This is a genomic window from Novosphingobium barchaimii LL02, from assembly GCF_001046635.1.
Taxonomy (GTDB): Bacteria; Pseudomonadota; Alphaproteobacteria; order Sphingomonadales; family Sphingomonadaceae; genus Novosphingobium; species Novosphingobium barchaimii.
This window is the reverse complement of the sequence record NZ_KQ130452.1, coordinates 1,067,055-1,080,573: the sequence shown is the minus strand read 5'-3', so window position 1 is coordinate 1,080,573 and position 13,519 is coordinate 1,067,055. Positions and strand designations below refer to the sequence as shown.

The following is a 13,519-nucleotide window of genomic DNA, read 5'->3' as shown; positions in this document are numbered from 1 at the left end:
ATGCACCTCGATCACGACCCTGCCGCGCTCGCAGCCGAAGAGATCGGCTTCGACGATTTCCTGAAAGTAGACATCCGCATCGGCACCGTAGTGGCGGCGGAAGTTTACGAAGGCGCGCGCAAACCAAGCTACAAGCTGCGGATCGATTTCGGTCCCGGCATCGGTGAGAAGAAGAGCGTTGGCCAGGTGGCCGCGCTCTATTCTCCCGAGGAGCTTGTCGGGCGGCAGGTGGCGGCGGTGGTAAACTTCCCCGTCCGCCAGATCGGCAAGGCTCTGTCGGAAGTGCTGACGATGGGCTTCGCGGATGCGGAGGGCAGAGTGGTCCTGTTTTCCCCGGACAAGGCGGTGCCCAACGGATCACGGCTTTTTTGATGGCGGGCCTCGGAACCATGCTGGCCGAGGCAGAGCCGCTTGAGAACGGCTTTTCGCTGGAAATCACTGAGGATTGGTTGCAGGGGCGCACCGCCTATGGCGGGCTGACCTCCGCCATAGCGGTGGCTGCGGCGCGCGGGGTTTCAGATGAGCTTGCGCCGCTGCGCTCGGGCCAGTTTTCGATGATCGCACCGCTTGCCGGGCGCATCGAGGCACGGGCGAGAGTGCTGCGGCAGGGGCGCAATGCGACTTGGGTTGCCGCCGAACTTACCGGCAAGGGCGGGGTCGGTTTTTGCGCCAGTTTCGTCTTCATGCGCCCGATCGAGAGCGCTCTTGCCATCGATCATTACGCGATGCCCGAAGAGGCTATCCCGCTAGTTGATGCGCCGCCGGTCCCGATGGATCAGGCTCCGGCCTTCCTGCGTAACCATTTCGACGTCCGCTTCGCCATGCCTAGAGCGATGCTGGGAGAGGCGGATTTATGCTGGTGGGTCCGCCCCCGAGAGCGCGGCGGCCTCCACCCTGAAGTCGAAGCGGTGCTGTGCGGCGATGCGCTCCCGGTGGCGGTATGGCCGTTGCTGTCGTTCCGCGTGCCGATTTCGTCGATGCAGTGGCACGTCAATGTTCTGGACCCGCGCCCGGACGCCGACGGCTGGTGGCTGATCCGTTCGACGAGCGAGCACGCGGCGCATGGCGGGGCGAGCGAGCATATCATGCAGTGGCGCGCGGATGGCGTTCCGGCGATCTCCGGGATGCAGTCGGTCGCCGTATTCGGCTGACGCGTCTCAGCGTCCGCGTATGCCTTTGATAAACGCATAGGAACCTGCGCCGAGCACCACCATCGCTGCTGCAAAGCCGGCGCCCGCGCCCCATTTCGCACCCTCTGCGCCCCCCACGAACCCTCCGCCGGCCAGACCGAGCAGCGGCAGGACTATCAGCAGCAGGCATCCGATAACGGGCATGGGGACAGGCTTTCGTGCGAAAACTGGGATCGCACGTTTTCTCGCACATGCAGCATGAACTCGGCCTGACCCGGGGCGCTCAGGCTACGCTCTGGCGGGCGGGAAGGGCCTGGTTGCGGAACAGGCCCTGCGCGTCGTTCGGTGACATTGGGCGACCGAAGAAATAGCCTTGGATCTTGCGGCAGCCCAGCTTGCGGATGACTTGCACCTGCTTCTCGGTTTCCGCCCCCTCGGCCGTGGTCGACATGCCAAGGCTGTCCGCCATGGCGACTACGGCGCGGATTATGGCAAGGCTTTCTGCATTGCCGGTGGCCGCGCCCTGCACGAACGAGCGGTCGACCTTGATCGTCGAAAAGCGCAGCTTGCGCAGGTAACCCAGCGAGGAATAGCCGGTGCCGAAATCGTCGAGCGCGACCGCGCAGCCCAGGCTCATGATCTGTTCCAGCGCCGCGCGCGCCTGGCTGGCATCGCGCAGGAAGATGCTTTCGGTTACCTCGATCTCGAGCCGGTGTGCGGGGAGGCCGCTGCCCGAAAGCGCGCCCACGACGCTGGCTGCGAAGTTGCTGTCCAGCAATTGTTCGCCCGAGACGTTCACCGCCACGCGTACATGTGGTGGCCAGTTCATCGCCTCGCGGCAGGCTTCGCGAAGGACCCATTCCCCGATCGGAACGATGAGGCGGGTATCTTCCGCCAGCGGCACGAACTTGGCGGGGCTCACCGCGCCAAGTTCCGCATTGTCCCAGCGCAGCAGAGCCTCGAAACTGAGCACGGCCTCGGATATCGCATCGACCACCGGCTGGTAGACGACGTGGAACTCCTTGCGGTCCATGGCGCGGCGCAGCGCGAATTCCAGCTTGCGCCGTTCTTCGGCATGGGCGTGGAGCGCGGGCTCATAGGTGCAGTGGGCGTTGCCGCCGGTGTCCTTCGAGCGGTAGAGCGCGAGGTCGGCGTTGCGCATCAGCGTTTCGACGCTGGAGCCGTCGCGGGGGCCCATGGCTGAGCCGATGGATGCGCCGATGAACAACGTGTGATGGTCGATCTCGTAAGGCTGCGACAGGCGATCAATCACGCGCCGGGCGACCTGGTCAATCTGCTTGGCATCGGTGGCATCGCGCACGACGATGGCGAACTCATCGCCGCCCAGGCGGCCGCATAGCTCGTTCTCGCTCATCTGCTCCTTGAGTCGCTCCGAGACGCGGGCCAGCAGCTGATCGCCGACATGGTGGCCCAAAGTGTCGTTGACGGCCTTGAAGCGGTCGAGGTCGATCATCAGAAAGGCGCAGCGGGTGCGCCACTTGTCTGCGTAGTCGAGTGCGCCGGCCATCGTCTCGGTCAGCATCATGCGGTTGGGCAGGCCAGTCAGCGTGTCATACCGGGCAAGCCAGGCGATCTTGTCGGAATTCTCACGCGCTTCGGTAACGTCCGAGCCGACGCCGCGGAAACCTTCGAAAACGCCGTTTTCGTTGATGCGGGGAGTTCCGGAAAGTTCCCACCAGCGTGATTGTCCGTCGATCATCGCCCGCACCAGCAGATTCGAGAATGGTTCGCGCCGTTTCAACCGTTCAGCCAGTTCGTGCAGGCTGGGAGGGAACTGGCCGGTTTCCCATGCGGGGCCGGAGATCAGCTGGATCAGGGGCATGCCCTCAGCCCCGGCGGCATCGCGGTCCAAAGCATAGGCGAAGCGCGGAGAGACCGAGCGAACCCGGCGGCCTGTGTCTATCTGCCACAGCCAGTCCGCCTGGCCTTCCTCGAACTCGCGCAGCAGGAGCGAGACGACTTCGTCCTTTTCGGCCATGCCGGCCTCGGCAATTTTCGCGGCGAGATAACGGCGGGCACCCTCGATCGCGCCGAGCAGGATGATGCCCATGAACAGTATCGCGATCGCGGCCATGTCGTAGCTGGCTCGCACTACGAAAGCGGCGACGGCCGCGCCGCCGACGATGCCGGAGAACACCAGCGTGTTCATCGGTACGGCCGGGATCAATATCACCGATGCCGCCATCAGCATGGCGAGCACGGTCCACACTTTCACTTGCGTCTGCGAGTCCACGAACAGGGCCAGTCCGCATAGGGGCAGGGCCCAGGCCAGGCTGTTGCCGATGGAACCGAGCATCTGCGCCTTGACCTCGTCACGGGTGACTTGGCGGCGGTCGGTGTCGGCCAGCGAGCGGTCGATGCGGTAGCCGTGGCAGTGGGTAAGGGCGAGCAGCAAAAGCCATGATGCGATGGCCGCGGGATGCACACGGCCCAGCAGCAGCAAGCTGACGGCCAGCGCCGCTGTGGCCTGGGTGGTAATGCGGGTAAAGGCTGTGCGCCAAAGGGTCGAGTACTGAAGCCCGCGCAGGCGGCCCCAGTCCCCGTCGCCAGAATCGGACAGACCCAGCACCGCAAGAGCGGGAAGCTCTTTCGGAAGGGCTTTGCTGGCAGGTGTCCTTATATTCACGCGCAAAGGGGTACCGCTCAAAGGGTTAGCGGGAGGTTAAGTAATTAACCCAGTACGGATCTACCCGTGGATAGATATGTGCAGGATGGTCCTGATTCCCCTTCGCTGTTCTTTTTCCTCTTTACTCGACAGTGACGCTCTTGGCGAGGTTGCGCGGCTGATCGACGTCGGTGCCCTTTACGCAGGCGACGTGATAGGCCAGCAGCTGCACCGGCACCGCGTAGACGAGTGGGGCTATCAGCGGGTGGACGCGGGGCATTTCGATCGTGGCGATGCAGCCTTCGCCCGCCTCGGCGATTCCTTCCGCGTCCGAAATGAGCACGACCTTGCCGCCGCGTGCCCGCACTTCCTGCATGTTGCTGACGGTTTTTTCAAACAGCGGGCCGGACGGAGCTAGGACGATTACCGGCACCGCTTCGTCGATCAGCGCGATGGGGCCGTGCTTCATCTCGCCTGAGGCATAGCCCTCGGCGTGGATGTAGCTGATTTCCTTCAGCTTCAATGCGCCTTCGAGGGCCAGCGGATAGTCCGGCCCGCGGCCCAGATAGAGCACGTCGCGCGCCGGAGCGATGAGGTGGGCCATGGCGGCGATCTCCTCGTCGTGGTCGAGCGCGGCGTTGAGGCTGGCCGGGGTCTGGAGCAGGTGATGGACGACTTCCATCTCCTCCGCCCGGTCCATGCGCCCGCGCTTGACCGCAAGGTGCGCGGCCAGTGCGGCAAGGACGGCGAGCTGGCAAGTGAAGGCCTTGGTCGAAGCGACGCCGATTTCCGGCCCGGCGTGAGTAGGCAGCAGCAGGTCGGCCTCTCGCGCCATCGTGCTGGTGGGCACATTGACGACGACGGCGATGGTCTGCCCGGCGGCCTTGCAGTGACGCAGCGCGGCAAGGGTGTCGGCCGTTTCGCCCGATTGGGAAATGAACAGCGCCAGGCCGCCAGCCTCCAGAACGGGATCGCGGTAACGAAACTCGGATGCCACGTCGATGTCGACAGGAAGGCGGGCGAAAGTCTCGATCCAGTACTTGGCGACCATGCCGGCATAATAGCTGGTGCCGCAGGCGACGATGGTGATGCGGTTGATCGCACCGAGGTCGAAGTCGATCTGGGGCAGGGCCACCGACTGGTCGACCTGGCGCAGGTAGCTGCGCAGGGTCTGGGCGACCACGGTGGGCTGTTCGAAGATCTCCTTCTGCATGAAGTGGCGATAGTTGCCCTTTTCGATGGCGACGGCGGAGGCGCCCGAGGCTACCATCTCACGCGTTACCGGGTTGTTCTGCGCGTCGTAGATCTGCGCGCCCTCGCGGGTGATGACGACCCAGTCGCCCTCGTCGAGGTAAGTAATGCGCTGGGTCAGCGGTGCGAGCGCCAGCGCGTCGGAGCCGAGGTACGTTTCACCGTCACCGTAACCCACCACCAGCGGCGAGCCGAGACGGGCGCCGATCAGCATGTCGGGGAAGCGGCGAAAGGCGATGGCGAGCGCGAATGCGCCGCGCAGCTGGGGCAGGGCGGCCTTTACCGCGTCTTGAGGGGAAAGGCCGGCTTCGACCTGCTCGGAGACGAGGTGGGCGACGACTTCGGTGTCTGTCTGGCTCTCGAACTTGCGGCCGCGCGATTCGAGGGATTCGCGCAAAGGTTTGAAGTTCTCGATGATGCCGTTGTGCACCAGCGCCAGTTCGGCGGTGGCGTGGGGGTGCGCATTGGCGGCGGTCGGCGCTCCGTGGGTGGCCCAGCGGGTGTGGGCGATGCCGGTCAGGCCCGCCGCGGGATCGTGCGCCAGAACTTTCACGAGGTTGAGCAGCTTGCCTTCGGCGCGGCGTCGCACCAGCTGGCCATCATGGATGGTGCACACGCCCGCGCTGTCATAGCCGCGGTATTCCATGCGCCGAAGTCCGTCGACCAGACGATCTGCCACGTCTTGCTTGCCGACGATGCCGATGATGCCACACATGAGCGTATGCGCTTTCTTTAGAGGGTATAGGGGATGCGGACGCCCGGCATGCTTGCCGGAAAATCCTTGGTATTTCGTGTAACGAGAATGGCGCCGTGCACCTGGGCGGTTGCCAGGATCAGGGCGTCGAGCAATCTGATCTTCATGCGGTTGCGGATGTCCGCCGCCGCCGTGGCAGCGCGGGCCTCGATCTCTACGACGTCGAAATACGAGATCAACTGCTGCACTCTTGGCCGGGTTTCGGGCGGTTCGCCTGCGAGGATTTCGGTCCACACGATGCGGCTTATCCGATGCCGATCATAACGCGACAGTTCCGCCGCCGCCTGCGGACAATCCTGCAGCCAGTCTACAAGAATGTTGGTGTCGAAAAACGGATCGGCCACGATGCTTGCAATCGCCCCGAAGTTCAGTCGAAACTATGGTCGGCGCGCATGGCACGCTGGTATTCCATACCGTCGCCGATATCATCGCGGTGCTTCCAGTAGCCGGCCCCGCGCGCAATCCAGTCCTGCGAGGATTCGGCACGGTAGACGCTGACCGCTTCGCGCAGGACCGACGCGCGCGATTTGCCCTGCTGGGCCGCGCGGGCATCGAGCCAGCGGATGTCCTCATCGGGCAGGTCTGCAAGAATTCGAGTCATGACGGCGCGATATCATATCGCGATATCATTCTCAACGAGGATGCATCGGGTGTCATGCCGATACCATGGACCAGCGAGGGTTAACGGCCACTTGCCTGAAGATTACATCCCCGTCATTCGCAGGCCTGTTATCCGCAGGCGGGCCGGCAGGCCGATTCTGGCCCTGTATGATTCGGCCAAAGCAAGTATCCGGGGCGCGGCGATTTCAGGGCTGGCAAATGCGACGAATGGCGGCGTGATTTCGGCGAGACGACTTGTCAAACCGTACTGTTGGGATATTCTCTTCAGTTCAACGAACACTGTCTGACGATTGGTCCGACTACAGGGCCCGGCAAAGACCGGCGCGGCATCGGTGTTTTGGGAGAGGGAAATCACCGATGAACGCAAGAAACGCGTTGGTATTCACAGGCGTAATGTCTCTGTTTTTCGCGGGAACGGCACATGCCGGTTCTGCCCAAGCGGAAGGTCCTGCGGTTGCGGCGATCGCTCCGGTCGCTTTGGTCGCCGCCGCGTTCGAGCGCGGCACGCCGGTCAACACAGGGTTCGACGCCAGTGCCCATGTCGAGCAGGGTTTCAACCTGATCCGGCGCGGCAAGCAGGCGCAGGCGGTGAAGATGTTCGACCAAGTAATCGCGCATGCCGACCAGCAGCTTTACGGCGATAATCGCGGCCGCCTGTGCCGCGTTGGCGGGGCGGTGGACAATTCGGTTTCGGTCGATCCGGCGGTGTGCGATGCCCATTTCGGGAAGGGCTTCGCCCTGATCGACATGGGCCGGGGCGACCTGGCCGAGGCGGAACTGCGCAAGGCCAGCCAGATGGCGCCGGGCAATGCCCACTTCGCCAACGAATATGCCGAACTTTTCAAGTCTCGCCGTGACTGGCAACAAAGCTACGACGGTTTCGCGCGGGCCTGGGCCGTCGTCGACAAGGCGACCACCGGTCCCGACGCTTCGGTAGCGGCGCGCGCACTGAGGGGCATGGGCTTCAACGAGGCCGCGATGGGCAAGTTCGACGAGGCCCAGCAGTTTTATACGCAATCGCTGCAATACGAACCCAAGAGCGAAATTGCCCAGGTGGAACTGGGTAACATCGCCCGCCGGAAGGCCATCGGTTCCTGATCGGCGGTTGACGGCCACGCCGGAGTGAACTCCGGCGTGGTGCCTGCATTTCAGCTGTTCTTCTCAGCCTTTTTCTTCTTCATCGCGTCGTGGAAGCTGTCGGCCCAGCCGGGCTTTACAAGCTGTTCGCCGCGCACCAGCCGCAGCTCCCCGTCCGCCACGTCGCGCGTCACTGCGCTGCCGGCCGCGACGATGGCATCGGCGCCGATTTTCACCGGCGCGATCAGGGCACTGTTGGAGCCGATGAAGGCGCGCTCGCCGATCACCGTCTTGTGCTTGAAATAGCCGTCGTAATTGCAGGTTATGGTGCCCGCGCCGATGTTCGCGCCCGCGCCAACTTCGGCATCGCCAAGGTAGGTCAGGTGGTTGGCCTTGGCGCCTTCGCCGAGGATCGCGTTCTTCATCTCGACAAAGTTGCCGACCTTGGAATTGGCCTTCAGCACCGTGCCTGGGCGCAGCCGCGCATAAGGCCCGATCGCCACGCCGCTTTCCAGGGTGGCGCCCTCCAGATGCGAGAAGGCGTGGATCACGACGTTGTCGGCCACGGTGACGCCGGGGGCGAATACGACGTTGGGCTCGATGGTGACATCGCGTCCCAGTCTGGTGTCCCAGGCGAAGAACACCGTTTCGGGGGCGATCAGGGTCGCGCCATCGGCCATGGCCTGGATGCGGCGCTTCTTCTGCCAGCGGCCTTCCGCCTCGGCGAGTTCGGCGCGGCTGTTAATGCCGCCCACTTCGTCCGCATCGTCAGTGACGATGACGGCGCAGGCCCGGCCTTCCAGGGTGGCGATATTGACGATGTCGACGAGGTAGTATTCGCCATTGGCGTTGTCGTTGCCGACTTTGGCGAGCAAGCCGAACAGGTCGGCCGACTTCACCGCCATCAGGCCCGAATTGCACAGGGTGCAGGCGCGCTGTTCTTCGGTTGCGTCCTTGTACTCGACCATCATGGCGATGCGTCCGTCGTCATGCGCCAGGACGCGGCCATATTGCAGCGGGTCCGCCGGCTCGAAGCCCAGCACGACCACCGCCGGAGCATCTGGGGCATGGAGCCGCTCGATCATCGCGCGCATGGTCTCTGCCCGCACGAACGGCACGTCGCCGTAGAGAATCAGAACGTCGCCGTCGAAGCCCGCCAGTGCGCCTTCAGCCTGCTGCACGGCATGGCCTGTACCTAGCTGCGGGTCCTGCACAGCAATCGCGGCGCGGCTGCCCAGCGCCTTTTCCAGCTGCTCGCGCCCGTGCCCGGCGACGACGACCTGGCGCTGGGGCGTCAGCGCCTGCGCGTTTGCCAGAAGGTGTTCGAGCATCGGCCGGCCGGCGATCGGATGGAGCACCTTGTGCAGGTCGCTCTTCATCCGGGTGCCCTTGCCGGCGGCAAGGACTACGGTTGCAAGGGGAACGGCGGCGGGCGCCACGGCGGGCGTACTGGCAGAAGTCATGGGCGTACTCCTGCCAGCAAATTGTTGCGGTTTCCACACCAAGCCGCCACTGCAGGCAAGATGACTGCATTTCCTTATAAAATTGTCGGTTTCGACCTCGACGGAACCTTGCTCGACAGCCTCGGCGACCTTGGTCACGCGGTGAACCACGCGCTTTCGCTGGAGGGCCGGCGCACGGTGCCGATTGCCGAAGTGCGAGGCTTCGTGGGCGGCGGCGCGCGCAAGATGCTCGCCAACGCGCTGGTGGCGACGGGCGGCGCGGTGGACGACGTGCGCTTCGAGGAGCTCCACGATGCGCTGCTGACCTATTACGAAGCGAACATCGCGGTGGAGACACGGCTGTTCCCCGGCGGTGAGGCGATGCTCGATGCCCTGGCGGCAAAGGGCGTGAAGATCGCCGTGGTAACCAACAAGCTGGAGCGTTTCGCGGTGAAGATCTTCGCCGAGCTTGGCCTGTCGGACCGTTTCTATACCGTCATTGGCGGCGATACTCTGGGGCCGGGCCGGGCCAAGCCCAAGCCGGATCTGCTTCACCTGATGCTTGAACGCGCCGGGATCGAAGGCCGGGCGGCCTATGTGGGCGACACGACCTACGATACCCGCGCCGCGGCGGCTGCCGGGCTGCCTTGCGTGGTCGTGGGCTTCGGCTTCAGCGACATGGCGCCCGAGGACATGGGCGCGGCGGCGGTGATCGGGCACCTTGGCGAACTGGTCCCCGCGCTGGAACGCATCGGACAATCGGTCCCGGCTGCGTAACGCCCCGCCGATACGTTCGGACGGCAAGCCCGCGCGCTTGCCAGCCCGGGATCGCCGTGCGAGCCCTTCTGCAAAAGAGGGAGACGAGACGATGCCGACGCCGGGCGAGAAGCTGCGCGCACTGATCGAGAACGGCGAGCATTTCGTTGCCGCCGAGGCCTATAGCGCGCTTACCGGCCGCATCGTTCAGCATGTCGGCTTCAAGGCGGCCTATCTGGGCGGCCATGCCTGCTCCGCCTTCCATTATGCGGTGCCCGATAACGGGAGCTTCAGCCAAATCGAGCAGATCGAGCAGGCGGGCCGGATCGCCCAGGCCATGGACATTCCGCTGGTCGCCGATGCCGATACCCTGGGGGAGACGGTGGCCGATGCCTATCGCCTGACGAAGATGTACGTCGCGGCCGGGATCGCCGGCTACCACGTCGAGGACGAGGTGAACCCCAAGCACTCCAAGCACGTCAATGGGTTGTGCTCGATCGAGGAAATGCAGTGCCGGATCGAGGCCGGCGTCAAGGCGCGGGGCGATTCGGGCCTCGTCATCATCGCGCGCTGCGACGAACTCTACACCAGCGCCAATGGCGGGGGCGGCACCGGCTCCATCGACGAGGCGATCCGCCGCGCCCATGCCTATGCCGAGGCCGGGGCCGACGCCGTGGTCTTCGCCAGTGCGCCGCCCGAACAGCAGATGCAGGTGATCCCGCATATGAAGATTCCGGTCTGCACACTGGGCTTCAACCTGCCCGATACGCGCTTCACGCTGTCCACCGGGTGGGGCTGGGTTTCGGCGGCGGTCAATCACCTCAAGATGGCGCGCGAGCTGATGGAGACAGGCTCGGTCGCCAGCGCGATGGGAGCGTTCACCAACTTTCCCGAGAAGTACGACCTGATCGACCAGGCGCTATATGATGACCTCATCGTCGACTGGGCGGACCGGGTGGGCAAGCCGACCAGGCCCAATCACGCGCGCTGAGGGGGCGAGGGGCGAGGTCAGCCTTTCGGAACCGGCACGCCCTCAGGCAGAACAAGCACTTCCAGCCCTGCATCCGGCGCAAGGTAGCGTTTCGCCATCGCCTGCACGTCCTCCGGTGTCAGCGCCAGCACGCGCTCCTTTGCCTTTTCGAACCGGACGATCTGGTCGGGCTGGGTCTGGGCGTGGTCGACCAGCGCCATCCAGCCGCCGTTGTTTTTAAGCGCGTTCAGCAGCCCTTCGACCAGCGGCTGGCGGGCGCGGCGCAGGATGTCCTCGCTGACAGGGGCGGCGCGCAGTTCGCCCACCACCTGCCGGATCGCGGCGCGGGTGGCGGTGACTTCCGATACGTCGACCGAGGCGTTGACGGCGAACACGCCGTAGCCCTTCCACTCGTGCGAGAGTGAGCTTGAGGCAGAGGGCGAATAGGCCTTGCCCAGCGCCTCGCGCAGTTGGTCGGTCAGTTCCACGCGCATGACCCGCTCCAGCATCTCCAGCGCCAGCGCTTCCACCGGGTCGGCATCGTCGCGGGTCGGCCATGTAATGCGCAGCAGCGCTTGATCGGCGGGCCCGGTGTGGCGGATCACGCGGGCGCTGCGGTCGCTTGTGAACAGGCGCGGAGGCTGGTCGCCGTACGCGCGGAACGCCGATTCGCGGGCGGGCAGGGCGCCCAGTGTCGCGGCAACAAGGGCGATGGTCCGGTCCTCGTCGATGTCGCCGACCACGCCGACTTCTATGGCGCCGTGCGCGAGGCGGTCGCCGATGTCCTTCTGCAGGCGGGCATACGTGAGCTGGCGGTAATCCTCGACCTTCTGCAGCGAAAAGCGCGGATCGTTGTTCGACAGGATGCCGCCGAGGTCTGCCTGCAATGCCGAACCGGGAGTGGCGCGGAACTGCGCGAAGTAGTTGTTGATCTGCTGGCGGTACTGGACCTCGCCCTCGGGGCGATAGCCGGGCGCGGTCATCAGGGCGGTGAGCAGCTGCAACTGCAGTTCGAGGTCGCGCGGGGTGGTGGCGACGCGCGAATCGAAGCTGGCCTCTCCGCGCGAAAGCCCGAAGCCCACGGTGCGTCCGGCAAGGATCGAATCGAGATCGTCGCGGCTGTGCAGGGCAAGGCCGCCTTCGTCGAGATAAGGCACCATCTCGCTTGCCAGCGGGTTGGCGCGGGTACCCAGCATGTCGCCGCCGTCGATCCCTAGGGTGACGCGCACGCGGTCGGTTTCAAGGTCGGTCTTCTTCAGGTTGAGCATCACCCCGTTGGCGAAACGCACCTCGCGAATGGCGAGGCCCGGGGTGCGCGTGTCGCTGACCACGGTGCCCGGCGCGCCGAAATCGGTATAGGCGAACTGCGCGGCGGCGGCCTTGGTTTCGCGGGCGATCTTCGCGTGCATCGCCCCGCGCCAGGTTTCGCGCAGCGCCGCAGCACCGCCCTCCGGCGCCTGGCGGCCCTGAAAGCGGATCAGCGGCTTGTCGAGCGCCAGCGCCTCGCGCTTCATCGCTGCCAGCACGGCATCCGGTGTGATCTGCGCGGCGTAAGCCTCGAAGCGGGCCAGCCCGGATTTCGGAGTAGCGGGCACCAGTTCGTCGTCGATCAACTTGAGCGCCAGCTGGGTCAGCACGGCATTGCTGCGCGTGCCTGCGGAGGCCGCCCCGTTGGTCAGCGCGGCGCGCACCTGTATCACCTGTTCGGCGACTTCGCCCGGCTCGAAGCCGTAGGTCAGAGCGCGGCGATATTCGCGCCCGGCGGCGTCCAGCCCGGCGCGCCACTTGCCGTCGACGGTGTCGATGATGAGGCGGGTCGAGCGGGCCGCCTCGAACACATCGCCGGTGCCGAAACCGGCCCCGCGAAACGGCGGCTCGGCACCGCGCGAAAGGCGCTGGAGGCGGCGGTTGACGATGTCGTAGCCGATGGAGCGCAGCAACCCCTCGCGGCGCTGGGCGAGGCTGTCAGGCTCATCCTGATACTTGCCGTTGCGCTGAACGGTGATGCGCTCGGCCAGCGCGGGGTCGAGGTAGACGGCGGCGCGGTCGCGGTCCTTCGGCTTGATCGGACCGGCATCCGGCTGGGGATCGGCGGGTTTCGCCGCCCAATCGCCGAAATGGCGCACGATCCCGGCTTCCACTGCCGCCACGTCGAAATCGCCTACCACGACCAGCGTGACATGGGCAGGCACGTATTCGCGCTCGTAAAAGGCGCGCAAGGTTTCGGCGTTCGCGGCGTTCAGCGTTTCAGTGGTGCCGATCGGGAAACGCTCTGCATAGCGGGCGCCAGGATAGAAGAACTGCGTCGTGGCTATGGCATTGCGCAGGGCCCAGGAATTACGGTCGCGCATTTCGGCCAGCACGACGCCGCGCTCGCGGGAGATGGCGGCCTGCGAGATGGTCAGGTTGCTTGCCGTCTCGCGCATGAGCATCAGCGCGGTATCGAGCAGAGCCGGATCGCTGCGCGGCAGGTCCAGCTTGTAAAGTGTGCGGTCGAACCCGGTCGAGGCATTGGTATCCGCGCCGAAAGCCAGCCCTTCGCGTTCGAGCAGCGGGATCATCTGGCCTTCCGGAACACGGGTGGAGCCGTTGAAAGCCATATGTTCGACGAAGTGGGCGAACCCCTGTTCCTGCTGCGATTCGTCGAGCGAGCCGGCATTCACGTCCATGCGCACGATGCCGGTTCCGGCGGGCGTGGAATTATGGCGAACCACGTAGCGCATGCCGTTGGCGAGACGCCCGAAGCGGAAATCCGGGTCGACCGGCACGTCGCTGTGCTCGAAGGCCCAGGCGGTATGATCGCGGGCGGCGGCGGGGCGGGGGGGCTTGTCCTTTGCAGCCAGCGGCGCGGGCGCCAGCACGATCAGGATCGCAATCAGGGAAGCTCTCATC

Annotated in this window: 13 protein-coding genes; 5 read left to right on the top strand and 8 right to left on the bottom strand. The window is 65.2% G+C overall.

Features of this window, described 5'->3' with window-relative positions; translation table 11 throughout:
- Window positions 1-372 (top strand): tRNA-binding protein, encoded by a 372-nt coding sequence (locus V474_RS05360; protein ID WP_059150435.1) that lies wholly within the window; start codon window positions 1-3, stop codon window positions 370-372.
- A complete protein-coding gene (locus V474_RS05355) occupies window positions 372-1,151 on the top strand; it encodes a thioesterase family protein (protein ID WP_059150434.1) in 780 nt (259 codons plus the stop codon). Before V474_RS05360 ends, V474_RS05355 begins: the two co-directional genes overlap by 1 nt.
- A 6-nt stretch (window positions 1,152-1,157) precedes the next feature.
- Here V474_RS05355 and V474_RS26085 read toward each other — a convergent pair whose 3' ends face one another.
- The 6 genes from V474_RS26085 to V474_RS26080 form a co-directional block, all read right to left on the bottom strand.
- Window positions 1,158-1,334, bottom strand: coding sequence for a hypothetical protein (locus V474_RS26085; protein ID WP_169795006.1), 177 nt, complete (start codon window positions 1,332-1,334; stop codon window positions 1,158-1,160).
- A 79-nt stretch (window positions 1,335-1,413) separates the two neighbouring features.
- The gene (locus tag V474_RS05350; RefSeq protein WP_059150798.1) at window positions 1,414-3,777 is read right to left on the bottom strand and encodes a putative bifunctional diguanylate cyclase/phosphodiesterase; all 2,364 of its coding nucleotides are present in this window, start codon (window positions 3,775-3,777) and stop codon (window positions 1,414-1,416) included.
- Window positions 3,778-3,898: 121 nt separating this feature from the next.
- On the bottom strand, window positions 3,899-5,722 hold the full coding sequence (glmS, locus tag V474_RS05345; protein ID WP_059150433.1) for a glutamine--fructose-6-phosphate transaminase (isomerizing): 1,824 nt from the start codon (window positions 5,720-5,722) through the stop codon (window positions 3,899-3,901).
- 17 nt (window positions 5,723-5,739) lie between these two features.
- Complete coding sequence (locus V474_RS05340) at window positions 5,740-6,105, bottom strand: type II toxin-antitoxin system VapC family toxin (protein ID WP_059150432.1); 366 nt, start codon at window positions 6,103-6,105, stop codon at window positions 5,740-5,742.
- 23 nt (window positions 6,106-6,128) lie between these two features.
- On the bottom strand, window positions 6,129-6,362 hold the full coding sequence (locus tag V474_RS05335) for a CopG family transcriptional regulator (RefSeq protein ID WP_059150431.1): 234 nt from the start codon (window positions 6,360-6,362) through the stop codon (window positions 6,129-6,131).
- A gap of 102 nt (window positions 6,363-6,464) precedes the next feature.
- Window positions 6,465-6,662 carry a hypothetical protein gene (locus V474_RS26080; protein ID WP_169795005.1) on the bottom strand — a complete coding sequence of 66 codons (198 nt, stop codon included), beginning with the start codon at window positions 6,660-6,662 and terminating at the stop codon, window positions 6,465-6,467.
- Between the two features lie 77 nt (window positions 6,663-6,739).
- Here V474_RS26080 and V474_RS05330 point away from each other — a divergent pair, with 77 nt between their 5' ends.
- Entirely contained in the window at window positions 6,740-7,480 is a 741-nt protein-coding gene (locus V474_RS05330) for a tetratricopeptide repeat protein (RefSeq protein WP_059150430.1), read from the top strand.
- Window positions 7,481-7,530: 50 nt separating this feature from the next.
- On the opposite strand, the gene glmU is transcribed toward V474_RS05330, so the two are convergent.
- Entirely contained in the window at window positions 7,531-8,922 is a 1,392-nt protein-coding gene (gene glmU, locus V474_RS05325) for a bifunctional UDP-N-acetylglucosamine diphosphorylase/glucosamine-1-phosphate N-acetyltransferase GlmU (RefSeq protein WP_059150429.1), read from the bottom strand.
- A 60-nt stretch (window positions 8,923-8,982) separates the two neighbouring features.
- Here glmU and V474_RS05320 point away from each other — a divergent pair, with 60 nt between their 5' ends.
- Both V474_RS05320 and V474_RS05315 read left to right on the top strand, forming a co-directional pair.
- A complete protein-coding gene (locus V474_RS05320) occupies window positions 8,983-9,678 on the top strand; it encodes an HAD-IA family hydrolase (RefSeq protein WP_059150428.1) in 696 nt (231 codons plus the stop codon).
- 91 nt (window positions 9,679-9,769) lie between these two features.
- Entirely contained in the window at window positions 9,770-10,648 is an 879-nt protein-coding gene (locus V474_RS05315; protein WP_059150427.1) for an isocitrate lyase/PEP mutase family protein, read from the top strand.
- Between the two features lie 17 nt (window positions 10,649-10,665).
- On the opposite strand, the gene V474_RS05310 is transcribed toward V474_RS05315, so the two are convergent.
- Window positions 10,666-13,518 carry a M16 family metallopeptidase gene (locus V474_RS05310; RefSeq protein WP_059150426.1) on the bottom strand — a complete coding sequence of 951 codons (2,853 nt, stop codon included), beginning with the start codon at window positions 13,516-13,518 and terminating at the stop codon, window positions 10,666-10,668.
- Window position 13,519: the final 1 nt, after the last annotated feature.

Coding starts and splice junctions, on each gene's coding strand:
- V474_RS05355 (WP_059150434.1), top strand. CDS start 372: ATGGCGGGCCTCGGAACCATGCTGGCCGAGGCAGAGCCGCTTGAGAAC.
- V474_RS05360 (WP_059150435.1), top strand. CDS start 1: ATGCACCTCGATCACGACCCTGCCGCGCTCGCAGCCGAAGAGATCGGC.
- glmS (WP_059150433.1), bottom strand. CDS start 5,722: ATGTGTGGCATCATCGGCATCGTCGGCAAGCAAGACGTGGCAGATCGT.
- V474_RS05320 (WP_059150428.1), top strand. CDS start 8,983: ATGACTGCATTTCCTTATAAAATTGTCGGTTTCGACCTCGACGGAACC.
- glmU (WP_059150429.1), bottom strand. CDS start 8,922: ATGACTTCTGCCAGTACGCCCGCCGTGGCGCCCGCCGCCGTTCCCCTT.
- V474_RS05330 (WP_059150430.1), top strand. CDS start 6,740: ATGAACGCAAGAAACGCGTTGGTATTCACAGGCGTAATGTCTCTGTTT.
- V474_RS05335 (WP_059150431.1), bottom strand. CDS start 6,362: ATGACTCGAATTCTTGCAGACCTGCCCGATGAGGACATCCGCTGGCTC.
- V474_RS05315 (WP_059150427.1), top strand. CDS start 9,770: ATGCCGACGCCGGGCGAGAAGCTGCGCGCACTGATCGAGAACGGCGAG.
- V474_RS26085 (WP_169795006.1), bottom strand. CDS start 1,334: ATGCCCGTTATCGGATGCCTGCTGCTGATAGTCCTGCCGCTGCTCGGT.
- V474_RS05310 (WP_059150426.1), bottom strand. CDS start 13,518: ATGAGAGCTTCCCTGATTGCGATCCTGATCGTGCTGGCGCCCGCGCCG.